The 24,887-nt window shown below is 39.5% G+C and carries 20 protein-coding genes; 10 read left to right on the top strand and 10 right to left on the bottom strand.

What is annotated here, in order from left to right:
• Positions 1-21: 21 nt before the first annotated feature.
• Complete coding sequence (locus tag AC5JL8_RS14365; protein ID WP_495880440.1) at positions 22-1,575, bottom strand: hypothetical protein; 1,554 nt, start codon at positions 1,573-1,575, stop codon at positions 22-24.
• 242 nt (positions 1,576-1,817) lie between these two features.
• Positions 1,818-3,125 (bottom strand): mannosyltransferase family protein, encoded by a 1,308-nt coding sequence (locus tag AC5JL8_RS14360; protein ID WP_495880439.1) that lies wholly within the window; start codon positions 3,123-3,125, stop codon positions 1,818-1,820.
• A gap of 399 nt (positions 3,126-3,524) precedes the next feature.
• On the opposite strand from AC5JL8_RS14360, the gene dxr reads away from it, so the two are divergent.
• Together dxr and AC5JL8_RS14350 are read left to right on the top strand one after the other, a co-directional pair.
• Entirely contained in the window at positions 3,525-4,721 is a 1,197-nt protein-coding gene (gene dxr / locus AC5JL8_RS14355) for a 1-deoxy-D-xylulose-5-phosphate reductoisomerase (protein ID WP_495880504.1), read from the top strand.
• Between the two features lie 426 nt (positions 4,722-5,147).
• Entirely contained in the window at positions 5,148-5,345 is a 198-nt protein-coding gene (locus AC5JL8_RS14350; protein WP_495880438.1) for a hypothetical protein, read from the top strand.
• A gap of 513 nt (positions 5,346-5,858) precedes the next feature.
• Here the strand turns inward: AC5JL8_RS14350 and AC5JL8_RS14345 are convergent.
• Positions 5,859-6,359 (bottom strand): acyl-CoA thioesterase, encoded by a 501-nt coding sequence (locus AC5JL8_RS14345; RefSeq protein WP_495880437.1) that lies wholly within the window; start codon positions 6,357-6,359, stop codon positions 5,859-5,861.
• Positions 6,360-6,475: 116 nt separating this feature from the next.
• Between AC5JL8_RS14345 and AC5JL8_RS14340 the strand changes: the two genes are divergently transcribed.
• Positions 6,476-8,542, top strand: a complete 2,067-nt coding sequence (locus AC5JL8_RS14340; RefSeq protein WP_495880436.1) for a CHAT domain-containing protein — start codon at positions 6,476-6,478, stop codon at positions 8,540-8,542.
• Between the two features lie 348 nt (positions 8,543-8,890).
• Here AC5JL8_RS14340 and AC5JL8_RS14335 read toward each other — a convergent pair whose 3' ends face one another.
• The 3 genes from AC5JL8_RS14335 to AC5JL8_RS14325 all read right to left on the bottom strand — a co-directional run bounded on the left by AC5JL8_RS14335 (position 8,891) and on the right by AC5JL8_RS14325 (position 12,509).
• On the bottom strand, positions 8,891-9,235 hold the full coding sequence (locus tag AC5JL8_RS14335; RefSeq protein ID WP_495880435.1) for a DUF1815 family protein: 345 nt from the start codon (positions 9,233-9,235) through the stop codon (positions 8,891-8,893).
• Between the two features lie 1,290 nt (positions 9,236-10,525).
• Entirely contained in the window at positions 10,526-10,741 is a 216-nt protein-coding gene (locus AC5JL8_RS14330; protein ID WP_495880434.1) for a DUF2839 domain-containing protein, read from the bottom strand.
• A gap of 220 nt (positions 10,742-10,961) precedes the next feature.
• A complete protein-coding gene (locus AC5JL8_RS14325) occupies positions 10,962-12,509 on the bottom strand; it encodes a helicase C-terminal domain-containing protein (RefSeq protein ID WP_495880433.1) in 1,548 nt (515 codons plus the stop codon).
• Positions 12,510-12,673: 164 nt separating this feature from the next.
• Between AC5JL8_RS14325 and AC5JL8_RS14320 the strand changes: the two genes are divergently transcribed.
• Both AC5JL8_RS14320 and AC5JL8_RS14315 read left to right on the top strand, forming a co-directional pair.
• Positions 12,674-13,636 (top strand): M48 family metallopeptidase, encoded by a 963-nt coding sequence (locus AC5JL8_RS14320; protein WP_495880432.1) that lies wholly within the window; start codon positions 12,674-12,676, stop codon positions 13,634-13,636.
• Between the two features lie 383 nt (positions 13,637-14,019).
• Complete coding sequence (locus AC5JL8_RS14315; protein WP_495880431.1) at positions 14,020-14,424, top strand: hypothetical protein; 405 nt, start codon at positions 14,020-14,022, stop codon at positions 14,422-14,424.
• 83 nt (positions 14,425-14,507) lie between these two features.
• Here AC5JL8_RS14315 and AC5JL8_RS14310 read toward each other — a convergent pair whose 3' ends face one another.
• On the bottom strand, positions 14,508-16,139 hold the full coding sequence (locus tag AC5JL8_RS14310; RefSeq protein WP_495880430.1) for a GUN4 domain-containing protein: 1,632 nt from the start codon (positions 16,137-16,139) through the stop codon (positions 14,508-14,510).
• Between the two features lie 654 nt (positions 16,140-16,793).
• Here AC5JL8_RS14310 and lysS point away from each other — a divergent pair.
• The 3 genes from lysS to AC5JL8_RS14295 all read left to right on the top strand — a co-directional run bounded on the left by lysS (position 16,794) and on the right by AC5JL8_RS14295 (position 20,099).
• Complete coding sequence (lysS, locus tag AC5JL8_RS14305) at positions 16,794-18,479, top strand: lysine--tRNA ligase (RefSeq protein WP_495880429.1); 1,686 nt, start codon at positions 16,794-16,796, stop codon at positions 18,477-18,479.
• Positions 18,480-18,869: 390 nt separating this feature from the next.
• The gene (locus AC5JL8_RS14300) at positions 18,870-19,565 is read left to right on the top strand and encodes a hypothetical protein (protein WP_495880428.1); all 696 of its coding nucleotides are present in this window, start codon (positions 18,870-18,872) and stop codon (positions 19,563-19,565) included.
• 60 nt (positions 19,566-19,625) lie between these two features.
• Complete coding sequence (locus tag AC5JL8_RS14295; RefSeq protein ID WP_495880427.1) at positions 19,626-20,099, top strand: hypothetical protein; 474 nt, start codon at positions 19,626-19,628, stop codon at positions 20,097-20,099.
• 111 nt (positions 20,100-20,210) lie between these two features.
• On the opposite strand, the gene AC5JL8_RS14290 is transcribed toward AC5JL8_RS14295, so the two are convergent.
• Entirely contained in the window at positions 20,211-20,807 is a 597-nt protein-coding gene (locus tag AC5JL8_RS14290; protein ID WP_495880426.1) for a glyoxalase-like domain protein, read from the bottom strand.
• A gap of 201 nt (positions 20,808-21,008) precedes the next feature.
• On the opposite strand from AC5JL8_RS14290, the gene AC5JL8_RS14285 reads away from it, so the two are divergent.
• Both AC5JL8_RS14285 and AC5JL8_RS14280 read left to right on the top strand, forming a co-directional pair.
• Positions 21,009-21,638, top strand: coding sequence for a sigma-70 family RNA polymerase sigma factor (locus AC5JL8_RS14285; RefSeq protein WP_495880425.1), 630 nt, complete (start codon positions 21,009-21,011; stop codon positions 21,636-21,638).
• A gap of 97 nt (positions 21,639-21,735) precedes the next feature.
• Complete coding sequence (locus AC5JL8_RS14280; protein ID WP_495880424.1) at positions 21,736-22,872, top strand: tetratricopeptide repeat protein; 1,137 nt, start codon at positions 21,736-21,738, stop codon at positions 22,870-22,872.
• Between the two features lie 127 nt (positions 22,873-22,999).
• Here the strand turns inward: AC5JL8_RS14280 and AC5JL8_RS14275 are convergent, their stop codons facing one another.
• Together AC5JL8_RS14275 and AC5JL8_RS14270 are read right to left on the bottom strand one after the other, a co-directional pair.
• The gene (locus AC5JL8_RS14275; RefSeq protein ID WP_495880423.1) at positions 23,000-23,797 is read right to left on the bottom strand and encodes a hypothetical protein; all 798 of its coding nucleotides are present in this window, start codon (positions 23,795-23,797) and stop codon (positions 23,000-23,002) included.
• A gap of 519 nt (positions 23,798-24,316) precedes the next feature.
• The gene (locus AC5JL8_RS14270; protein WP_495880503.1) at positions 24,317-24,769 is read right to left on the bottom strand and encodes a DUF2267 domain-containing protein; all 453 of its coding nucleotides are present in this window, start codon (positions 24,767-24,769) and stop codon (positions 24,317-24,319) included.
• Positions 24,770-24,887: the final 118 nt, after the last annotated feature.

The following is a 24,887-nucleotide window of genomic DNA, read 5'->3' as shown; positions in this document are numbered from 1 at the left end:
ATATAAGGCGCTATCATAAACTTATGATTGTTGTGATACCGTATACAAGTGATATCGCTCATCAGAATTAAAGGCTTTTCTAAATTGTTTGACAGGAACAATTTTTAATTCAGGATGATTAGCTTCTAATTGTTTGTTTAAAATTAAAATAATGGGTTTTGGATTAGTTTTAACTAGTTGGCTAATTTGGTTTAAAATTTCTAAATGTACAAGTTCTTTACGTTGGGTTGTGAATAACACAAAGCTGCCTAATTTTTGAATTTCTGGGTAATAAATTTTGCGATTGATATAGCCAGAAATGGGTGACATTGTATAATCTGGGCTACCAATAATAAATAGGTCGTTTAATTTGTCTTTATATTGAGTCTTCAGATAAGACGCTGTTTCTCTACTAGCTGAAAAAGGAACAATCATATCTCGACTAAAAGTGAATAATCCACCAATCATTTGTGCATATAAAATTAACATGATGATAGGAGGATGATAAGGTTTTGTCCTTTTTATTGCCCATACAATATAATTGGCAAAACTCTGTGGAACAATTTTTAATAATAAAGACGATTTAGGGTAATAGCTAGCAAGCCATAGGCATACAATCAACAAAGTGTATAAATGCCCATAATGACGAGGTGCGCCTAAAAACTTAACGTAGGTAAAAGCAATAATTGCAATATTCCCAAATATGTAAAGAAATAAAATAATTGGTTTTCTGATAAATAATATTGCGAAAAAAGCAATAAATGCTAATGAAATAATTGAGAATATGATGAGACTTAATTGTTGAGATTCGCCTGGGACTAAAATAATAATATAACTATTCCAAACTCTGATAAGAGTTTTAACTAAGTGATTAAAGTCAAAGTTTAAGACAAAACCTGTCAACCCTCCAGCTAATTTACTATCTTGAGGAGGAATAAGTTGGATGAGAGAGAGTATAATTCCACCCAAAGCGATTAAACTACTTGAAATAATATCAGCTTTTTTAGCTACGATAGTTTGATTTAAAGGTTTTTGAAAAATGTACTCACATGCTAGAGTCATACTAAATGCAATAGCTAACAATAAACAATAAGCGTTTGAATTAGATAAGAAAAATAAAACAATTGCAAGTTTAAAATAACTCTGCTTTCGGCTGGGATAGATAGTACAGAATAAAAAACAGAGTAATAATCCAATTGCATAATTTCTACTGATTAGTAAATATTCGTAAAAGGGAATATATCCTAAGCAGTACAAAATTTTCTGTAAGTAATTAAATGGTGAATACCTAGTAACTAAATAAACGGATGATGTGGCTAAACACAAATGAAAAATTTGCATAATCACAGGGTTACTTGTGATTTGCTTTAAGAGAGCTAAACAGATATACCAAACAAAGGGATGTCCTTCATAATGAATGTTATGAAATAATTCAGATAACGATTGGCTATCTCTAACAATCAGCCAAACGTTTAATTCATCACGCCACATAGCGTGATTAAGGATAGCTGGCAAACCAATTAAAAAGAATAAAGTAGTAAAAGTATTACTAAAAATAATAGGGTTTTGAGTAAGCTTTGTCCAAAAAGAATTCATATAGTATCAAGTTAGAGGCTGAAAGAACTAATCGGCACTCCGCTAAATTTTAAATTGTGCTGATGTCGCTAGGAAGTTATCTGGCGATGTTAGCGGTGCAAATTCGTTAACATCGCCAGAAAATTACAGCTATCTCTGAGACTGAGAAGTAGGCGCTATTGCAACAGGCGATCGCGCAAAGTGCAGTGTCCTAAAGGGCGATCGCATTTGGGTGAAACTCAAACACATTGGCATATAAATCTCTACCCTACCCAAAGTTCTTGGGCAAATCCAATAGATAACTTGGCAAGTAATATGACAAACAAGCCTAAAGTAAAATATCCCCAGCGAGTATAGCGAGATAGAAACACACCTAAAGCTATACTCAGGGGCACAATGCCGTAAGCAAGACGACTCAAAGAGATAGTACCTCCAGAGGCCAGTAGCAAACCAATACCACAAAAGCCATAAATTGTTGCAACTAGAGTGAGTTTTCTACGTAAGCGCCACAACAGATAGCCACCCCCTAAGACTGTGACTATATTCAGCAAGTTATTAATTAACTGTTCGTCCGCTAGGGTTAACAAAAATCCAACGCCAGCGTAAAAGCCATAGACCACCTTGACAGAACTTAAGGATTTGCGGAATCGCCATAAAACATAAGCGATGCCAACAATGATGCCAAACAGTAAGGGATGCCAAGGGTCTTTAATTCCACCATAGGAACCTTGTACCCAACCATACTGCCAATTTGTTGCGCCTAATACAATTTGCATGAACATATTCAACCAACCTTCCCAATCAAATCCGAAGGAAGGTCGCCATCCCCGTTGTGCTTGGATAAAGGCTAAAGGATGACCGAAATGAATTGCACAATAGAGGCTGAATAGAAGTATGCCTACAGCAGTAGCGAAAGATGCTACATAGGCGGCGACTGGTCTACGTTGTTTCCAGGCCGCGATCGCTAACGCTGGAATTAGTGCCATACCCGTTGGGCGTGTTGCGGTTGCCATTGCTCCCCAAAGGGCAGTCCAGGCATATTGCTTTTGGTCAAAGGCACGCAAAGCCGCCGTACTCAAAAACAAATACAGCCCCTCTGTATAGATCACTCCAGTAAACATCGAGAATGGACACCAAGCAACAACAGCAGTAGCCCACTGTGCAGTGCTATTACCAGAATGTTCTTTGATCCAAAAGTAAATACAGTACAAAGCAGCGCAAAACGCTATGTTGTTAATTAGCGTACCTGCCAATTCAAATGGCAAGCCCAGCTTCATCAAAACCCGAATGAATAGGGGAAACAGGGGAAAGAAGGCCAGATTATGTTGGTTGCCATCATTGACAAATTCATAACCAGAAGTAGCGATCGCCCGATAATGTACACTATCCCATCCATTAAAAACTCCCCACCCAAATCTGGGTGCAATTCCTTCCGGTGGTACTGGCAAATGTGGTGCAACCAGCAACATGACAGTCCAGATAAATATTCGACTGCAAAGCCATATTACTGCGGGAAATAGGAACTCATTTGTCCATAAAACTTTTGTTATTGCTATTTGAACTTTAGCCATAAGCTTAAATTTTCTACCGACTCCTTAATGCATCTTTTGTCTTATGGCTGGATCAATTCGGTTCTTGAGTAACATTCAACACCTCACACTCTTACACCACTTTAAGTAACCAACTGAACAAAAATATTACTGATAAATTCATTAGCAGTTAATATTCATGAGAAAATATTCAGTTAATATTGCGGAAATCCTAAGAAATTTTAGATACACATATTGTATTTATATACACAATTCATTAGTCAGATGTACATTCCAAAACTTGAAGAGTATATTTTACCAGCATGAATTTTTCATTAACGATCATCTTTCTACTTGCAGTTGTATTGATTCTAGTAATTGCTGTGGTGAAGGAGTCCTCAGCAATTTATAGTGAGAGTTGTTATAAATCCTGAAGAAATTGTGAAAGCGATTACTCTTGTTGGTTCCACTGGCTCTATCGGTACTCAGACTTTAGATATTGTCATGCAGTACCCAGATCAGTTTCGGATTGTGGGATTAGCAGCTGGGAGCAATGTCGAAATGTTGGCTGCTCAGATTCGGCAGTTTCGGCCGCAAATAGCAGCGATTTGTTTAGAAGAAAAATTACCCACGCTCCAAGAAGCAATCAAAGACCTTGATCCCCAACCAATTTTACTAGGTGGCGAAGCCGGAGTGATAGAAGTTGCTCGCTACGGCGATGCCGAAACAGTCGTCACCGGTATTGTTGGTTGTGCTGGGTTACTGCCGACAATTGCCGCTATTGAAGCTGGTAAAGACATTGCCTTAGCAAACAAAGAAACTCTTATCGCTGGCGGCCCTGTAGTTTTACCCCTACTGGAGAAACATCAAGTAAAACTATTGCCAGCTGATTCTGAACATTCTGCAATCTTTCAGTGCCTTCAAGGTGTACCAAAAGGTGGCTTGCGAAAGATATTACTCACTGCATCTGGAGGAGCTTTCCGCGATTGGGATGTAGAAAAGTTAGCAGAAGTTACAGTCGCCGATGCCCTCAAGCATCCTAACTGGTCGATGGGGCGTAAAATCACAGTAGATTCTGCTACTTTGATGAATAAGGGATTGGAAGTAATTGAAGCTCATTTCTTATTTGGCTTGGATTATGAGCAAATCGAGATTGTTATCCATCCCCAAAGCATTATTCACTCGCTAATTGAACTGCAAGATACCTCAGTTTTAGCCCAACTTGGTTGGCCTGATATGCGCTTGCCCTTACTGTATGCTTTATCTTGGCCGGATCGCATCTACACTGATTGGGAAAGACTGGATTTGGTGAAAGCTGGGAGCTTAACCTTCCGTGAACCAGATCACCAAAAGTATCCTTGTATGCGACTGGCTTATGCGGCTGGTAAAGCTGGTGGTTCAATGCCAGCTGTGTTGAATGCAGCAAATGAACAAGCTGTGGCTTTATTTTTAGAAGAAAAAATTCGATTTTTAGATATTCCTCGGTGTATCGAATGGGTTTGCGATCGCCATCAAAATCATAACTGTACAAATCCCTCTTTAGATGACATTTTGGCAGCAGATCAATGGGCAAGACGAGAAGTTTTAACAGCAATTGAAAACTTAGCAACTCAACCGCGGATAATTTCTTTGCGATAAAAAGTTAACTCATAGGAAGACATGAAAAATTCGTAATTCGTAATTGATAATTCTTAATTAAGTTTCAGAGCGAGACTGTTACCCAGCTTGAAACTGAGCGACCGCCATTAAGCCGCTTTCTCTAACCCGTCTTTACGAATTACGAATTAATAATTACTAATTGCAATGCCACCCTCAACACTGTCATTCCTGATTTATTCATAAATTTTATATATAGTTACGATGAAATAAAAATATTTTCTACAAGTATTGGCAAAGAACTTGCTGACAGCCGAATTATTCTGATACTTTTGGGTATAATGTCATGAGTTCTTCGCGCAAAAAGCTAACCTTTAGCTTTCGCAGCCGTAATTGTCAGCACAATGAAAATTTATCCTTTTTGAAATACTCTCTTAGACAAGGGCGATTTTCAAGCAATTTATATTTATGATTCCTACCCTAATTGTCGCTTGGATCGTATTCGTATTAGTGTGGAAAATCCTGAAGACGACAGTAAGAACAGCACTGACTTTGGCTGCAATTCTTATCCTATTACAGATGGGTTTTGGCATTACTCCCCAGGATGTTTGGCATCAGATAATGAATTTGCCGCAAACCCTGTCACAGATACGTGGCATTAAGTAATAATTTCAAAATGCATCAGCTAGGGTAGAAAATGTGCAGCAACAAAATTTTCATCCTAGCTTGCGGTTAGAGGATGTTTTAAAAGTCCTCTTGTTGGTAGCAAAACGTTTTAGATCCCCCTAAATCCCCCTTTTTAAGGGTGACTTTAAGAAATTTTCCCCCCTTTTTAAGGCAGGGCTGTTTCATTCGCTCAGATAATGATTTTGTCAAGAGTATCAGCCAGAAATTTTAGGAAGTAGGCAATCGAAAAATTACTAATATGAACGAGTAAACTTAAGTGCGTTAGCGAAGCTTTGCCGAAGGCATCGCCATGTTCATGAGCAAATAAAATTTTTGAACTACCTGATTTTTTTGGTTGATACGCTTGTAAATTCAGCCCCTTTAGGGAATGAAACAGCCCTGCTTTTTAAGGGGGGCTAGGGGGGATCAATAAGTGCTTAAAATCACAGCCAACCACTTTTCAAACAACCTCTTAGACGCCCGCAGGACGTCTAAAGATTTGATAATTTTTAATCAATTATTGTGTAATGCGGAAATCTTTGCTAATGCATCCTTAACACTTGGAGGCAAATGACGCATAATTTTACCTCTATCTCTGTCTAAAGCTACTAAAGTCACTTTGGCAGTTACATATAATTCTTGCCCATCAGTTGAGACAATGGCATAATCCCAATTGATACGAACGCCTGTCACATCAGCCATACGCGTTTTAACTACCACTGTCGTACCTAAATGGATGGAACGGTGGTAACGTACTGAAAGTTCAACTACTGGTAAATCACAGCCTAAAGCTACTAAATCAGCATAGTTGATGCCAATTGATCGCAAGCATTCTATCCGTGCTTCTTCCATCCAAGCTATGTACGAACCATGCCAAACAACCCCTGCATAATCAGTATGGTGCGGTTGAACTCTCAGAGGATATGCAAACCAACTGTCAAATGCACGATTTGACGAACTTTCAATGGCACTGGTTGGTGGTAGTTGTGGTTGGCTGGGTTTTTCTTTAGTCATCTTCACGTTTGTGAGTAGCTATGAATTTTCCACATCTGGAATAGCATAAAAATTACTTACATTGTAAAATTTACTAATCCAGCATCTACGCTCCCAAAAATAGGGGGTGTTTTGTTATGCGGTATTACCTTCAATATTTCAGTGTTGCTGTTACTACGCTTGTTTTTTTGGTTTCTGGGTGTACGATACCAGATAATAAGCAAGTAAATGCCAATGCAAGTTTACAGCAAAACGACATAGACAAAGCTCAAGCTTTACCCAACAATCAAACCGAATCTGAGATCGGACTACTAAACCAAGAGGCTGTTAAACTATCTCAGCAAAGCCAGTTAGCAGAAGCATTGCAGAGATTAGAAAAAGCTTTAGCCATCAGCACAGACCAAGGAGAGCGTTCTTGGGAAGCTATAACCTTAAATAACATTGGGCGAATATATCAAAAACAAAGTAAGTATCCCCAAGCACTCCAATCTTATCAGCAAGCTTTATTGATTAACAGAGAACTTGGTGATCAGGTTCAACTGGGCAAAACCTACAGTAATATAGGTTTTTTATTTGATATCCAAAACCAACCAGAGTTAGCAGTTTTTTTCTATAAGCATTGTCTAATTAATCGTGAGAAAGCAAGGCTAAATCCATCAGTGCTTTCTCTACCCCAACCAGATGCTTATAGTATTACTGTTGCCCAAACATATCGGATTTTGGGTGAACGACTCTTGAAACAGGGACGGGTGGCTGAAGCGCAACGGACTATGGATCTGTTGAAAGTTGAAGAACTACAGGAGTATCTTCAGGGAGTACCTGGGAATCAACGGACTGCCAAAGGTATTGATATAGTGCCTGGAGAAAAACCAACTAAACAAAAGTTGGAGCGAACCCTCGATAGTGCTGTAGAAATGGGGAAAGAGTTAACAAAACTACGTAAAGTACCTCCCCAACAGCGATCGCCACAACAGCAACAACGCCTTCAGCAACTGGTGACAACTCAGCAGCTTCTCTTAGAGGAATTTAACAATTTTATTACTAGTCCTCAAGTCAAAGAGCAGTTGGAGCAAATTAGTCGCACAGCTAGGCGGCAAAATTTGGATTTGGAGAGTATCAACGAAGTCCGAGATAATTTGGCGCGATTATCCGAAAAAGCTGTACTCCTCTATCCATTGGTTTTAAAAGATAGCTTGGAATTAGTACTTGTAAGCCCCGAATCTGTACCAATTCATCGCACAGTTGCTGTGACACGCGAACAACTTAACCAAGCGATCGCCACTTTCCGCCAAGACTTACAACATCCTCGTCGTAATGTCAAACAAACTGCCAGTCAGCTATATAACTGGCTGATCAAACCAATAGAACAAGACCTGAAACTCTCAGGTGCAAAAACTCTGATTTATGCACCTGATGAGCAGTTACGTTATATTCCGCTAGCTGCTTTATATGATGGACAACAATGGCTAGTGGAGCGCTTCAGTGTCAATCACATAACTGCCGCTAGCCTAACTGACTTTAACACCCCACCAGAATCGAAGCTACGGGTTTTAGCTGGTGCTTTTACCACGGGTAGTTATGAAGTCAATGTAGGTAATCAGCGGTTGGCTTTTTCCGGTTTACCATTTGCAGGGAAGGAAGTAGAAAACTTAGCAGCTACCGTTCCGCAAACTAAGCAACTTTTCAACGATGACTTTAGCCCTCAGGCTACGATACCGCAAATGGATGATTATACAATTGTCCATTTAGCAACTCATGCGGCCTTTGTGGTCGGTGAACCAGAACAATCGTTTATCTTGTTTGGGAATGGCGATCGCATTAATCTCAAAGAGGTAGCTACTTGGTCTTTACCGAATGTGGATTTGGTAGTCTTAAGTGCTTGTGAAACCGGTTTGGGAGGTAACTTAGGTAACGGTGAAGAGATTTTGGGGTTTGGCTACCAAATGCAAAAAACCGGCGCTAAAGCAGCTATTGCTTCCTTATGGTCTGTAGATGATGGCGGTACTGAAGCATTAATGAATGCTTTTTATTCTCAGCTTACTCCAGGTCAATCCACAAAAACCGAAGCCCTACGACAAGCGCAAATTGCATTGATTAGGGGAAACTCGCAGGTGAAAAGTAATAATGTTCCTGTAGCAACTGGCAATCGCCTCAGTCATCCTTACTATTGGGCCCCTTTCATTTTGATTGGCAATGGGTTGTAATGTCTTACAGCTAGAGACGCAGCAATTTGCTACAAATAACCTAAACCTAAGGGAAATGCCAAATTTCTAAATTATTTCCTCAGGTCAATCGATAATTCGCATTAGGGCGAAATTGACACATCCTGGCAGACCCAACATAGATTCTCATGCACACAAAAGCTTCAGAATGCTTTTGATAGGTCTGTGGCTCGCTGAAAAGGAGATTACACGCCAGTTATAGGCTAATTATTGAACGGTAATGGTGAATAGGTAATAGATGATGGAAAACCAACCCACAATTACCAATTCCCAATTACCAGTTATCTTCTTAGAACCTTTTTCTAATCCCCTCATTAGACGCAAGAATCCTTAAAACTTCTTGGCGAGGGCTTTGTTAGTTGTACAAGCTGGCGCGGGTTGTTTGACAAGATTAGCAAGTTCCTGTAATTGGCTAATCGCCTCCGCACCTTCTAACTTCATTAATTCGCGATCGTCCCGCATTTCAGTCCAAGTAATTCCGTAATCGGATACTAAAAACCGAATCAGGTGGTTGTTTCCCAAGCTGACCATAAATGAAGCACTATTCATCTGGTCGCCACAGGTATAACATGACGCAGGATACCCACGCCGTTCTAGTACAATTGCCAAGGCCTGCAAGTTCATTACCAAGTCTTGGACGAATTGCCGATGTTGATGCGCTAGTCTTAGAAACACTTTTGTCCTCCAGACACCACAGTCATTTGAGTTACTTTTATATTTTCTTTAGATTTTCTCATCCACTGGTATTGTAAACTATCCATTACAATAACCAGACACTTAATAGGTAGTTTATTGACTACCTTGCTTAGGGTAGTAGATAACGGTTTGGCGTGCCGTATCAAACTATTCAGTTTGTAAATTCAAAATATCAGACAGAATTGCTAAATTTAAGATTGTCTTTATGCGCTTCCGCCAGTTGAGATGCTTATGAAAAGCGATCCGCTTTAAGAGTAACTTAAATTTGGTACTAGTCAACTACCGAAAAGCTACATATTACATTTTTATCGGCTAGTGCAACCAAAAGTTCCTCTGGTAAAGGCTTTAATGCTCCTTACAATTGCCGAATTACCCGGAACAGTTGGTAAACGTGTTTGTTCTTTGACATACACTTGGCTTTGCCTAAGTATTTGGTGCCCCAAGGCAAATTTTACCAAATCTGAAATTGGCAGATAACTGTGCAACTTATGAATTTGTGATTCCAGACGTATACATATTTTTAAAGTTAGATATTATACAAAGTGTGTATCGCAACCAAAAGGTTAAATGTAAAACCCAAAATCGATAGATTTAGCGCTGAGAATAACTAAATTCAGTAAACTCATGTTGCCATTTCGGCAATATTCTCACATCTGTTGAGAGCATTGTGAAAATGTTGCATAAGTTACTAAAAATCCTATGGTAATCATGGTGAAAAGTTGCCTAAAATACAAAAAAGCCGATTCTCGGTAGAACACAGTCAGGGTTAAACGCGCAATTATTTCGTGATGTAGATATTGAGTATGGAAGAGTTCCTGAACTTGGCTCGGTACTCAGCATGACATAAAACACCAGATATATTTATCATCCACAGTCATAAGAGCCTGTTTCCAGGAAGTTCTGTTAACTAACAGTATTTAAAACGAGATTTCTCCTACTCTGGCAAAAGTTATAAACAATAAGCCAATAGAGTGAACTACAAAGACAAAATCAAAGCTGATGAGATGGTGAATTTTTACCAAATCAACTCCATCTTTACAACCCAAGTAATTCTTAATGAATAAATGTATTTATTGTAATTAAATATACAAATAAATCAGCACATATAACTATGCTACTGCTAGCTTGAATTCTTTAGTGTGTTGGAATTTTACGGTCAATTAACCACAGGGTACTTAAAACTCAAGAATATTGTTTACAAGCGGCAATTACTTATACAACCAAACCCCAGCAGTTATGGTGGCAGTATTATTGCCGCATAGAAAGGTTTTATGAGACTACTTGCCACCACCCGAAAGCTGGGCCGATAAAACGAATAGTTACCCAGCCAGCAACCATAAGACCAATACCTATCCACGCCCCGCGAGTAGTCCAACTGACAAAAAGTTCAGCTTGGGTTTTGGTGATGGGTAACCACGGCAGTATGCGAGTATCTTGACCGTATTTATCTCCGAGTGTGGTTTTACGACGCTTTGCTTCGCCCATAATTAACAATTCAAAATTCGTTTAGGTTTTATGTTTAGATTGGCATTCATTTCAAATACACAAGGTTGGAAATCAATCTTGTTTTTGGTGCAAATGAAATAGATGACAGCTTATGAAGCATCAAATGCCTGAATAAGCTGATAATAGCGTTTACCCAGAAGCGATTGCACTGCGGTTGACAAAACGTAAATAGTTAATAGCCAAGCATTAATAGACGTTTCTAAGCGGAATTTTCCTCATTGCCACTGGAAAACAGGCTGGGATCTAGATAATTAATGCGTGCTAGAGGACTAAGAGCAGCGAGAATTTGAGATCCATAGCTACGGTTAACCACACGGCTATCCAATAAAGCAACAATACCTTGACTTTCTCTGGCTGGAGCGATCGCTCTTTGCAATTCATTTAAAGCTGTTGGTAAAAGATATAAACGAAACCAATCTTGATGCGATCGCTTATAGTGAGCTACCCTACCAGCCACTAGGGGACTTTCCAACGATGGCAGGGGCAAAGTAGCAATAATTAACAGATGAGGTGCGGGCAAAACACTTTGATGTTCTCGCCAAAATTCCCAGCCGCTGACTAAAATACTATTTTCATCCAGACAAGTTTTTTCTACCTGCACTCGTGAACCGAATTCAGAGGCCAAAATTGCTCCTACCTGAGATTTAAGTGGCACATCCCCGATTAACACAACTGTTAATCCTGGTGCTGTGGTACTGAGACATAAGAGTGTACGAACTTTATGAATAAACGCCGCTTGAAATTCTGGCGTGTTGGGTAGAGGTAACTGATAGGGTATATACAGTTGAATCGCTTCTGCTTGGCTATCAGATGAGAACTTGAGACAAGTTACATCCTCCAACCCCAAACGTTGACGGAACAAAGGAGCCTCAGTTTCTGGTTCCAAGGCACTGCCAATTAACACCACGGGTTGCCGTTGCCAAATTGGTGAAAGTGTTTTATCTAATTCAATTGGGGCACAATGTAAAGAAAATAAACCTTGACGACGGGCAATAGTCGCCCACAAAAGCGGAAGGGAAGAAGAGTTTTCATTAATATTTTGAAATTCGTCCCAGAAGTGTTTCCAAGCAATCGGCAATTTAGCTTGATCTAACGCTAAATAGAGATCGTTCAAAATCTCTACTTCTTTTTGGGAAATCAGATAGCACTCATAAGGATTAGCTGGGTGCTGGAACAATTCGCGCGTCAATTGTACCCGTGCCGAACGAATTATCTCAGCTTGTTGGGGAAAAGCAAGCATGAGTTCGTCCCAGTCATAGGGTTGAATATTTTGGGTGAGCTGATGACGTACCCAATCTTCGAGATCATCTACCCCATCAATAATTGTGGGAATGCCTGTGGGAAAAGGTTTAACAGCAGCCAACTGCCCTCTTAACCAAGCTTCTGGGGAGGTAAGTAGCAATCCTCGGAACTCAGGATCAGGCCAATCGTCACCAGTTCTAATTGGTTTTGTAGCTTGCAGCCACTGCTGTAATCGGGGAATTTCCACTTTTAGCAGGCGTTGCTGCACCGCTTCTGGGGCAACAATAATTACAGGGCCATGCCACATTAATGCTGATGCTACAAAACTAGTGCGATACCGACCTTGATAGCCACAAACCGCCCCGACTTGAATTAAGGCGCTACGTCCCAAGCGCAAGGCGCGTGCTACCAACCTTGCCATCGTCAAATGATGGGGCCAGGAAGGGAAACCCGCCTGCGATCGCAAAAAGTTATGTAATGACAAATGAACTTCTGCTTCAATCACACGCTTTTAATCCCATACAAAGTGATTTTTACTTCCAATAGCCCCATTTCTATTATCTTGTCATTAGTTAGCTGTCAGTTGTTATTTGTAAGTTGTCAGTGACCACTTGTTTTCTACTGACTACTGACGACTAACCACTGACCATTTACCTATTTCCCTGAATTATGCCAACTTACACAGGAATTTCCAGCGAAGCCTTTAGGCATCCACTGGATCGCCAAGCCGAGCAAGCTTTACGAAATTTACCGGGATTTGATTTAATTGCCCGTAAATTTGTGGAATTTATTTACGAACGCCCTCAGTTAGTTTATTTAATGGGCAACACCATCCAAGTCGGGCCGCGTCAATACTCCACTATTTACCAGATGTTTCGGGAATGTGTACGAGATTTGGACATTTATCCAGAACCTACACTGTTTATCTTGCAAAATCCCCAAGCAAATAGCTATGCCTTGGGGCAAGAGAATCCTTACATAGTCATAAATACAGGGATACTAGACTTACTAGACGAAGGCGAAATTCGGGCGGTGCTAGCCCATGAACTGGGGCATATTAAATGTGGTCATACTATTTTAATTCAAATGGCGATGTGGGCGATGAGTGCTGCTTCTGCCTTGGGCGAATTAACTTTTGGCATCGGCAATTTTGTTACTCAAGCTTTAATTTATGCCTTTTTTGAATGGCGGCGTAAAGCGGAGTTATCGGCGGATCGTGCTGCGCTGTTAGTTATGGATGACTTGAATCCAGTAATGTCTTCGATGATGAAAGTTTCTGGAGGTAGCGTCAAATATGCTAACGAATGTAGTTTGCAAGAATTCATCACTCAGTCAGACAGTTATCAGGCACTGGACGCAGATGGGCTGAATCAAGTGTATAAATTCTTAATGTACAATGGCGGGCAAGGAATGATGCTTAGTCATCCTTTCCCGGTAGAACGTGTGCGCTATCTACGGGAGTGGGCAGTATCAGAAGAATACCAGCAAATTCGCCGCGGAAACTATCAGCGATCGCCTGCATCTGGAGCAGTCAATGTTGCAGCCCAAACTCCTGAAGATAATGTAGAAACTTTGCGTCGGCAAATTGAAGAATTACAACAAGAAATTAACAGAATGAAAAACTCTGAGTAATCTAAGTATTGATTTAAATTTGGTGGCAGTGCATATACTCTGATATACCCCAATTATTAATTGCAGCCACCCGCAGTATGTTCCCAGCTTTAAAATTTTTATCTAATGTACCAATTTAGAGTAGATATGTTAATAGTGACTTAGCTACTCTATAAGCGTACATGGGTATAAATTTTGCCAATGTTGAATTTTGCTCTGCATAACCCAGCATTGGCAGAGTTTTTGAGTTTTATATTTTCTTCAATCTAACCTAAAAAATTTATCCTCTATTTTTAGCAGTGTCGCCTTAGTAGTCTCATACGACGTCTATATTTAATGCAAAACTATTTTTACAAGCTTAAAACCACTCTTGCAAAAACTTGAATTTGATGGAGAAACTTAATATGGCAATTAAATTTCTAAAGTGGCTGTCTGTGTTAGCTAATATTCTTGCTTTGGTCTTGTTCATACCTGGAATTGCTTTAGCAGCACCATATCCAACCGATGCTACTTCTAGCATAATTATTAGCCAAGCATCAAACTCATTCTCAGAAATTGATCTAACTCCTCTGCAACGCCAAAAACTCCAGGCTGTACGTCAAAGAAGAAATAAAGAGATTCAGGCTGTCTTAGATTCATCGCAACGTGCCAAACTTGCTCAAAACCTGCATATCGGTAATAACCTTAATCAAGCTTTAGAAAAACTTGATTTACAACCAGAACAGCAAGAGCTTGTAAAAGCAATATTGCAATTTACTAACCTAAAAATGAAAGCAATTTACTCGCAAATTGCATCAGGAAGAGTATAGAAGTAAAAGTTTCACTTACACCACTAAATCTCTATAATTTGGTCAGTAATACTATTCAGAATTTACTTATAATACTTAGTATGTTATAATTCACAATTTTGGAGGCGATAGTAAAAATCGTACCAATAACCCCAATTATTCTCGTTTGTCTTCAAAAAGCATTGCGTAAAAGCAAAGGGGAGATGTCCAATGGGAGCATCAAGCACATAAGTTATTTGATCATGATGACTCCAATTACCATTTACAAGCCAGCCGACACGTTCAGCAAAATCTCTGCACATCCTGTTTATATCTTCATTTTTATGGCTTACTGCTTGCCAAATACATGTTTGTATACTCAAGCCAAAATGGGCATTGCTGTACTTTAACCAGAGTTTATCAATAATCCGAATATCTTCACAAGAAAAACCACTGATCGATTCGCTAGATAAAAATAGATCGTTTATTCTTGCTTGTTCAGAAGGCAAGTTCTTTGTTTTTTGACCTGCAATTTTGAGGATAATTTTAGTGGTTTCTTCATCCGCTTCTTTCCACTTGCCTTCTGATAATAGATAACGCAGTTTAGAGTAATATATATCTGATTTAGTTTCTAGGTTGTGAGTTTCTTTTACGTTTACCTTCCACTGCTCAGGCTTAATTTTAGACGTTTCTAATCCGTCTCTTAGGTCACCTTTTTTCTCATCCTTCTCCTGAGTTAAGTTTTTAGAACCCTGTTTATATGCTTCCTTTTGATGCAAATAAATCTCTTTTAGTGTATCAATATATGGTTGGAGTAAATCTGATGACCACCTACCTAATGCAAACTCTGATTCTAAATGAAATAACTTTGGTTCATAGGTATGGTTGAGATGTAAGTAATACCAATCAGCAATAAATGCTGCTAAAATTTGGTGAATTGTGACAATAATTTGCCGAATAGTGCGAATAGCTCGAATCTCATCATTATCCGCAGCTTGTAAAGATTCTTTGACTTCTTCCCAGTTCCAAGCTGGCATGGAAATTTTAGCAATGTTATTATTTTGCGGGTGCCAAAAACTAACATTAAAATAAACTTCATAATCAGTTATTTTACTGTGCAACACTACTGTTGGCACAGGAGCCAAAATTTTTTGTAGTTGGCGCACATCTGTATCCTCAATCGAACGGACAAAATAGTTTCCATAAAATTCGACCGGACATAAGCCTCTATTGAAAGGATAGTCTTTATTTAGAAAACTTTTTAATTTCTCCGGTAATTCTATTTGTAAGTCATGTTGCAAAGAAGATGGGCAATTGGGGCTAATATTTGGTGGAGCAAACAATACCAATAAACGGTATTTTTTCTGTGCTTCAGCTAAAATACTGTAACTTTCTTCTTTATTAAAAATGGTTGCCAGCTTTTTATTTTCAAACATGGCGCGCATATTTTTCAATTTCTGCTGAATTTGATTAGCTTGCCATTCGCGCAATAGCTCTAAAAGTTGTTTGCTAAACTCACCTTGTAGTTGTGGTAGAAGTTCTTCTAGATGATTGTTACTAGCTTCTTGATATTTTATTAATGTTTCTATATAGCGAGTGTCATGCTTCACAGAAGATGGCAAAAAAGCAGATGTACTATAGCTATCGGCTATTGCTCCTAGTTTCCGCCCAACGCTGACAGCATTAACTTTCAGCAAGGATGAGAGGATGTTATCAATAACAATGGGTAGAGGTATAACTTTTGCGGAGTTTAGCATAAAAAAGCAAATTTTATTTCATCCTATAATTCAATCTGTTGTAGCTTGCTATCAGCAAGACTGCTACTAACTCTCTTTTTTTACTATTACCAGAGAGGATTTAAAACCTTGAATCTTTCAAGTACGTAGGTTTTGTCTATCACAGAAATAACAAGCATTGAAAATACTTATCATTCAGAATGATTTGTTATTAAAGATATGCTTTTTTGATTGCTCAAATTATATAAATATACATTGTGGTAAATTTTGAGATGACGATGAAAAAAGATACTACCAGATTTAGCTGTTTTAGGAAAGCGTCCCCAATAAAAATTCTGAACAATTTTCAGGCTAAAAGCCTTGTATAGTCGATAATATTTGTTTACAAATTAAATAAGTTTTTTGTATAGCTTGTTACATTAAACTTAGTAAAGTACACTAGACATCGCCAAAACCAGAGAGAAAGTTGACTGTTTGGGTTCAAATCTCTGCCAAGGTATTGCTTATAGCTGTACATTCTCATTTAGTGGCCTCTAGACTATAGCCTGCTACATCTATTTAGAGAAAAAATAACTGTAATCCTGCGTCACGTCTTATATCCAAGATTCAATCCTTAAAAGTCTTGGCTACTTTTGCAGCATCTATAATTAATCTTGCCCTCTTTAGTTCGTTACCATGTCGGAAGAAGATATCCGTGCCGCAAGGCTGGAAAAAGTAGGCCAGATCAAACAGTTAGGGATGAATCCCTATGCCTATCGTTGGGAATCTACCCACCACGCAGCGCAATTACAAGAAAAATTTACTGATTTGCCCAGTGGCGAAGAAGTTGATTTAGAAGTTGCCGTTGCCGGACGCATCCTAGCGCGTCGCGTCTTTGGTAAACTGGCTTTCTTCACTTTGCAAGATGAAACAGGCATTATTCAGCTTTATTTAGAGAAAAATCGCATCCAAGAAAGCATGGCAGATATTGATGCTGATGCTTTCAATCACCTGAAGCAACTCTCAGATACAGGCGACATCCTGGGAGTCAAGGGTACTATTAAACGGACTGAAAAGGGCGAGTTATCTGTCTACGTCAAGCAATACAGCATCCTCACCAAATCTTTGTTGCCTCTACCCGACAAGTGGCATGGGTTGACGGATGTTGCTAAACGCTACCGTCAGCGCTATGTTGACTTGATTGTCAACCCGGAAGTGCGGCAAACTTTCCGCCGTCGCGCCCAAATTACTGCGGGGATTCGTCGCTATTTAGAACAGCGGGACTTTCTAGAAATTGAAACGCCCGTTCTGCAAAGTGAAGCTGGGGGTGCGGATGCGCGTCCGTTTATCACCTATCACAACACCTTAGATATGGAGTTGTATCTGCGAATTGCCACAGAACTTCATCTCAAACGGTTGATTGTGGGTGGTTTTGAAAAGGTATTTGAATTAGGGCGAATTTTCCGTAATGAAGGAATTTCGACTCGACACAACCCCGAATTTACCACGATAGAAATTTACCAAGCCTACGCCGATTACAACGATATGATGGCGCTGACAGAGGGTATTATTACCACTGTTGCCCAAGAAGTACTCGGCACGCTGCAAATTACCTACCAAGGGGAAGCTGTAGATTTGACACCACCTTGGCGGCGGGTGACGATGCATGATGTAGTCAAAGAATCTACAGGCTTGGATTTCAATTCATTCCAAACATTGGAAGCAGCGAAAACAGCTAGTAAGGATGCTGATATTCCTGGTGTAGATGAAGCCCAATCGATTGGTAAGTTACTGAATCTTGCCTTTGAAGAAAAGGTAGAAAGCAACTTAATTCAGCCTACCTTTGTAATTGACTATCCCGTAGAAATTTCACCTTTGGCAAAGCCCCATCGTTCTAAGCCTGGTTTGGTGGAGCGATTTGAGTTATTTATAGTTGGGCGGGAAACTGCCAACAGCTTCTCAGAACTTACCGATCCGATTGATCAAAGAGAACGCCTAGAAGCACAAGCGGCACGGAAAGCTGCTGGCGACTTGGAAGCCCAAGGCGTTGACGAAGATTTTCTAACTGCCCTGGAATATGGAATGCCACCTACGGGGGGATTGGGGATTGGGATTGATAGATTGGTGATGCTATTAACAGATTGTGCCAGTATTCGAGATGCGATCGCCTTCCCTCTACTCAAGCCAGAAGGCAGCTTTCTTAAGGAATTTCGCTATGAGCCAAAAACTCAAACACTGACTATTGAATTTGATAGTGGAAGTGTTTACGAGTATTTCAAAGTACCTTCTAGTATAAAAGAAGACTTAGACAATGCGCCGTCTAAAGGTCAATATTTTAACAAGTTTATTAAAGGGAAATTTAAGCATGAACAATTGAGTTGAGATAGTAAGTCCCATTCAACAGTAGGGTGCGTTATGGCTTTGCCTAACGCACCATTTTTATGGCTCAATCTTTTATTAGCTTAGTTGCACTCACTTATTCTATTTAATTAAAGAAATTGAAAGTTCTACTGAAGAGTTTACTTTTTACATTCTCGTTATCCCTCTGTTTTCATCTGTCAAGGTTTACGATAATAGCAATTTTGCGAAAGTGAATGTTTGGGGGCTAGCCTCTATGCGTATAAATCAGCAACTTAACAAAATTTATAAAATTATTAACGAAAAGCCTCTATGGATACAGACTTTGATCTCAATACAAATTTTTGCTTGATAATGCTATAAAATAATCATAAAATCTCCGAAAGTCACTCATTTATTGAGGTTTAGCATTATTTGCAGGCAAAAGAAATTAAAAAGCAATTAAAGTCACTCATCGCAGAAGCATCTACAGTAGACCCCAGTTTGGCAAAAAGATTAGATGAGATTAATCGCTGGGTTAAAGATGTTAAGCCTGGTTCCTTAACTGCTAAAAAATTTGTACTGTTTTTTTTGCAACAGATAATTAAAGATGCGCTAATTTGGCTCGATATTCAAGCCCTAGCCTCTGAAGAGGAGCAGCAACAGTATTATGAGCGCATGACACCGACGGAATTATATTGGTATAGCTATTTATTTCCCAAGTGGTTAAACGAAACAGATCCCAAGTTTTCTATCTGGAAACAAAAACTCATGGCAGGCGAGTTTAATCAAGCTGATACTCATGTTCTGCAATCAATAGCTAGTGATATTGTGCATCGGCAAGGCACTTTTTGGCAGTGCTATATTGCGGACTTCTCAATGGCAACTGATATAATCGTAAGTAGTAGGCAGAATAAACCACTGTGTATTCAAATCACCAGTCTCTCTGATGAATTTTCTCAAGAAAAGTCTGATAATTGGAAAAACACCCTACAAGCCTGGGGTATAGAGAGAGGATTATTCTTGAGTTACAATCCCCATAATGTTAATTTTGTCAATCGGATAGTTAACTTATCGCTACATAACAGTGATAATTTGAAAAGAAAGATTTATTTAAAATTCAGTTTATAGTTCCAAGTAATTTGCATTTATGAGTTTTGTAGCAATAGGTCTTAACCAGACTGAATAATTATGGGGAAAGAAAGACCGACTCAACCGCAAGAGACATTAGAAGGATTGCTAGAACATTTAGAAGCAGCCAGGCAATTGCAAAAAGATTGGATGAATTATGGGCTTGATTGCGTCAACCTATATTTCGAGGATGTGGATGGAGACTGGTGGGAAAAGTGGGCGGAAGAAGAACCACAAAGTTTTGTAGAATCAGTGACAGCTTTCCTAGAAAGTAATGACTGGGTAGCGGTAAGAGTACGCAAGCAGCTAGAAAACAAATCACTTTCAGAAATTGCTACTAAGTTAGAAACTTACTTGAATTTTCCTGAAGAAGATCAGCTTTTTGCTGTGAAAAATTTGTTAGCAAGTTGGTTTTTTGGAGAGAATAATCGCAATACTAGTAATGAAATTGATGAAATTGAACTTTTGAATTTAGCAGTAGAACTTTTGGAGAAGTTAGTAGATATTCGGGAAACAAAGCAAGACGAATTTTAGTAGTTTTCGTCTATGCATCTGTACATTTTCCTACTCCGGCAAGAAAAATCTATCTAAACTCAATAGGGTGCATTAAGGACAACGAACGGTAACGCACCCTACTGCTGATAACTAATTTGCAACCTCAGCCAGTTCAATGATGCGACCTTCATAGTCCTTAACCAAAAAATTTAAGGGTTTCTGGTTACGAATTTTGAATTTTAAACCACGAGTTTCTACTCGCATTAAGAGCATTTCTAGGCAGTCGCGATCAAAGCAAACATGGCGTTGCTGATTTTTAGTGCCCAAGCTAGCTCCAGTAATTACGTGTAACTGGGTATTTTTCTTCAACTGATACCACAGCCCATCGCTAGCGTTATTCATCATTCTGCTAGAGAAACTAGGGCTTGTGGACATATAAAGTGGATCGATGCCGGTTGCGCCTATCGTTTGTTCGTAGTTGTAGTAATAGTGCAGAGGCACTTCAGCTGCGGGCAAATCTAGCAGCCCTTCATACAACTGACGGGCAATTTCTAAATCCGACACCATCACGGTGTGTACTTTCGGGGCACTGGTAAGGAACATCCACATAGCACCAGCGTATGCTGCTAGTAGCAGCACCATAATGCCTTGGGTGGAGAATAAGCTATCTAAGGGTAGGGAAGGCAGAAAAGAGCCTAAGGTAAAAGGAACAAGCAGGAACGGTATCACACTAGCTGCTATAACCATGAACAAAGCAATTATTGTATAAGGGAGCCGCTTTTTTTATTGTTGATTAAGACTAAGAATTAAGCCTTGCTTATAGTGTATCAATACTCTGAAGGTCTGAGTCTTAACCCCAAACAGGCCCACATCAAGATACTATGCGCTTAATTGCGAAATTGCCATTTCCAATAAAAATATATTAACAATTATCAACTCTCAAAGCTTGTGCAAATTCCCCACTTTCCCGAAGCCAATCACCCGCTAGTGAAGTCACTATTTCATCAGAGTGATCAAGAACTACTTACTTTGTTTCAGCAACATCCAGATACTGGAAAGTATTTTACGGCGATTTTTTGTCGTTATAGCCCGATAGTGTACACCTTGATTCGCCATTCGGCGCGATCGCCTGTGCAAGCAGATTATTTGTTTGCCCTCACTTGGCGCCATATTTACTATGAACTCCGTGGACTTGATTTAAACAGTCCCCAAGTGAACCAAGAACCTTTAACATTGCAAAATTGGCTGATCAACATGACAGCCTTCTGCATTAATGAAATTCAACTACCTCCAACAGAAGCAATTCATTATTCTCTCAAGGCCACTTCACCTGCGCTATGGTGTTACGTCGAACAAGCACTGGAACAACTACCAGCTGTTTTGCGGTTTGTAGTGTTAATGGCTCAGACTTTCCGCTGGAGCGAAACGCGAATTGCTGCCTACCTACAAGCTGAAGGAGAAAATCTCACACCCGTTGATGTAGCCAATTTTCTTCAGGAAGGATATCGTATGTTAGAGGACAAATTACCTGGAGATATTCGCGCTATTTACTTGGGAGAAGATTTAGTCCAGTCTTAACTTAAGTGAAAACGCGTATAACTTACCTATAATTTGAAAATTTAACACTTTTTGTTAGCTCATTCTACTTAAAACCGAAATTTTCCGGGTAAGTTTTATGAAACAACGGTATTTCTTACCTGAGGGTATTATTTTGGATTTAGCTCCAACCCTCAGATCGAGACGCTATGGGTTGTGGATTTTGAATTCTGCTATCGTTGGTTCGCGCCAAAATGACAAATTCAAGCTTCTGACTTCTTGCTTTTTAATTTTGGCTGTTTTTCTTAGTCCCTTAGCCGCAAGTGCAGCTGACATTACGCAACAGCTCCACCGTCCTTTAAATAGTTCGGTTTTGCGAGAATCAAGGGATAAAGCAGATAGTTTGCTGCGTATCGGTGAACAACAACAGCTATCAGGATATTCAGAGAAAACGATTGATTCCTGCAAGCAGGCGTTAGAAATTTATCGCTCACTTGGCGACTTTAATGCACAAGGTAATGCTTATGATTTGCTGGCTAGGGCTTATATCCAGCTAAGTCGTTTTAAGGATGGGGAAGATGCATTGCGCCGACGTTTAGCGATCGCCCGCGATACTAAAGACTTTCAGGCTCAGATTTTCGCACTGAATAATATTAGTACATTGCTGCTGCAAAAAGGAGAATTTACCTCAGCAGGAAAAACCGTTGAAGAAGCACTGACAATTGCTCACAACGTTAACAATGTTGCAGGCGAAGGACTATCTTTGAGTAATTTAGGGTTAGTGACTGCCAGGTTAGGAAATTACAACAAAGCAATCAAATTGTACGAAACTGCCTTATATTTCCGCCGTCAAGCTGGCGATATTCTTGGTGAGACAAATACCCTCAATAATTTGGGTGACGCCTACCTCGCAGTAGGAAATTATCCCGATACAATTGGTAGTTATGGCGCGGCACTGCGGATAGCTAAAACGAAGCGCGATCGCACTAACTATTTACGGGCGATTGATGGTTTAGTCACGGCTCACAGTTCTGTAGGACGCTATGAGCGTGCCTTTGACTTATTAGAACAACGTCTAGTAGTCGCCAGAGAATTACAAAATCTGCGGGAAGAATTTAAAGCTTTTAAGACTTATGCACAGTTATACGAGCAGCTAGGTAATTACCCAACTGCCCGTAACTTTTACGAAAGAGCGCTGATACTGGCGCGGACTTTAGAAGACAGCAAACAGGAAGTGCTATTGGCTGATAAACTGACTAAAATGCCCAAACGTTGAACCGTAGCTTACATCCTGATGAATCTAGATTCTGAACTTATTCAACGCGAGTTCGATGGATGTGATGTCTCTAGAAACTGCTTTGCCATTGGGCAGAGGCTGGTTAGAGAAATCTATCGAACTCACATCAGTTCAAGAATACTGCGCCATTTTCTTGAATCCTCATGGCTTTTCTATCTTGGGCTAAGTCGGTTGTTTCGTTTAATCTAACTTCTAATATCCCTGTTTCTGAAGAGGCTTGTGGAGTTACCGTCAGCAGTCCGCCATCTTCCCGTTGAAATGTCACTGTTGTTGGCGCACGTAAACCTTGCAGGATTACGTCAGACTGACCTCGTAGGGATCGCTGAGTTGTATCGCCAATTACTTGGTAAGCCACATTAGCCCCAGTTTCATTTACCAGTCTGATATTTACCCGACCATTGGTAGGACTAACCATGGCAATTGGTGATTGCTGTGGCCCTGTTAATGGCGTTTGATTTACAGAATTTTGTTGTGTAGCCGTTCCAGATGTATTGGGTATAGCCGAACTATCAGTTGGCATTTGCTGGGAGCCATTATAAGGTGCTTGTTGGCGGATTGTAGGATTGGGACTAACTCCTGAAGCATTTCCTGAAGGCATGTCTCCACCGACACCCATCCTTGTTTGGTCTGCTGATGGATTGATAGAAGTATCATTAGCAGGAAGCTGCCCTTGTGCTTGCAATCTTTGTGTTAAAGCATTAGGCGGACATCCTTGAGGAACTAAAACACGACTATTATGTGGTTCTTCGTAAAAAATTCTTGGACATGGATTAGCCCTTGTAGAGGGATTTGGCTGCGGTGTTACTGGTGTTTGAGCAAATACTGGCATACCAATCAGTAATCCGCCGCAAATAGCGCTAAGTACCTCAGCAGACTTGCGAAGCTTTTGATAATTTCTACTCATGGTTCACTCCTGAATTTTTTTGATTTGTCTTTTTTGATAAATTTCTAAATCAGCAAATTAAATCACTTAGTAAAATTCCGAAATTTAAACTTTTATAGCTTGTTCTTTTTGCACAATTTATTTTTTTTACATCTTTTAAATTTAATAATTTAATTTAGTTGTTTAATCTAACTATAGGCTTGAAAATAATTTAAATTCAGGTAACTGTTTCCATCTCAAGAATGAGAAAGCTAAATCATAAGTTATAGCTGTGCATAAGATGGCAACATATTCCAGAAGCCGTTACTAAAAATCAGTTTTTTCTTTCTTTGTGAAATCAAAATCTAATGATTCTAAATCTTTAGTGCCATTTTAAAGCCAAGTTTGTTATCATTTAAATAACTTATTTTGTTTAATTATTAAATTAATTCGTTCTTCGGAGTTAGATATAAAAATAGTGGCGTATTTTAAATGAGTTATGAATTTTTATTAATTCATAACTCATATTTCAAAAATCCTAGCTAAAAGCGATCGCTACCTTTAAGCTTCTTGCCATAGTTGGCGGACGTGATCAGGTAACCAGCTAGCAATTTCCTCGATTCGTTCTGGTGACAATTCATCTTTAGTCGCAGAAAAAACTGCCTTAACAAGCTGTTCACGGTCTACATTTGGGGGCATAGTACCTTCATTTGCCACCCGGAATAAAAAGCGATCGCTATCAATCTTAAAAATACCAGGGCCTTGCCAAGGTGGTCGTACCCGGCTCAGAAATCCTACAATTGGATTGGTATCGTGCCATAAATCTGCAATTTCCATTTGCAGGGATTTATCATCAGTTGTTTCAGCTGGTTTGTGCAGTTCTTCTTCAACCCGATCAGCAGCTTCTGTAGTCATCAGGTCGCGCATCACCCGATATACTACCTCAGTTAAATCTCTAGCATCGTAAGGATCGGCTAAACCAGCTTTTGTCATGACCTTATCTAAAAAGGGCATATCCTTGGTATCGATGGGTCTTGATGATTCTTTTTTAAGAGATTGAGGAGGATTTGCTTCCATTTCTTCTAAAATTTGGCGACCTTTTTCTGTGAGTTCTGCTTTTTTAAAAGTGATT

Source organism: Mojavia sp., from assembly GCF_059505145.1.
Note: the sequence above shows the minus strand (reverse complement) of the source record. Positions and strands in the feature narration are given on the sequence as shown.

Bases quoted from the DNA above. Each gene is read 5' to 3' on its own strand.
- AC5JL8_RS14365 (WP_495880440.1), bottom strand. From the start codon at position 1,575: ATGAATTCTTTTTGGACAAAGCTTACTCAAAACCCTATTATTTTTAGT.
- AC5JL8_RS14360 (WP_495880439.1), bottom strand. From the start codon at position 3,125: ATGGCTAAAGTTCAAATAGCAATAACAAAAGTTTTATGGACAAATGAG.
- AC5JL8_RS14350 (WP_495880438.1), top strand. From the start codon at position 5,148: ATGATTCCTACCCTAATTGTCGCTTGGATCGTATTCGTATTAGTGTGG.
- AC5JL8_RS14345 (WP_495880437.1), bottom strand. From the start codon at position 6,359: ATGACTAAAGAAAAACCCAGCCAACCACAACTACCACCAACCAGTGCC.
- AC5JL8_RS14340 (WP_495880436.1), top strand. From the start codon at position 6,476: ATGCGGTATTACCTTCAATATTTCAGTGTTGCTGTTACTACGCTTGTT.
- AC5JL8_RS14330 (WP_495880434.1), bottom strand. From the start codon at position 10,741: ATGGGCGAAGCAAAGCGTCGTAAAACCACACTCGGAGATAAATACGGT.
- AC5JL8_RS14320 (WP_495880432.1), top strand. From the start codon at position 12,674: ATGCCAACTTACACAGGAATTTCCAGCGAAGCCTTTAGGCATCCACTG.
- AC5JL8_RS14315 (WP_495880431.1), top strand. From the start codon at position 14,020: ATGGCAATTAAATTTCTAAAGTGGCTGTCTGTGTTAGCTAATATTCTT.
- AC5JL8_RS14310 (WP_495880430.1), bottom strand. From the start codon at position 16,139: ATGCTAAACTCCGCAAAAGTTATACCTCTACCCATTGTTATTGATAAC.
- lysS (WP_495880429.1), top strand. From the start codon at position 16,794: ATGTCGGAAGAAGATATCCGTGCCGCAAGGCTGGAAAAAGTAGGCCAG.
- AC5JL8_RS14295 (WP_495880427.1), top strand. From the start codon at position 19,626: ATGGGGAAAGAAAGACCGACTCAACCGCAAGAGACATTAGAAGGATTG.
- AC5JL8_RS14290 (WP_495880426.1), bottom strand. From the start codon at position 20,807: ATGGTTATAGCAGCTAGTGTGATACCGTTCCTGCTTGTTCCTTTTACC.
- AC5JL8_RS14280 (WP_495880424.1), top strand. From the start codon at position 21,736: ATGAAACAACGGTATTTCTTACCTGAGGGTATTATTTTGGATTTAGCT.
- AC5JL8_RS14275 (WP_495880423.1), bottom strand. From the start codon at position 23,797: ATGAGTAGAAATTATCAAAAGCTTCGCAAGTCTGCTGAGGTACTTAGC.
- AC5JL8_RS14270 (WP_495880503.1), bottom strand. From the start codon at position 24,769: ATGCCCTTTTTAGATAAGGTCATGACAAAAGCTGGTTTAGCCGATCCT.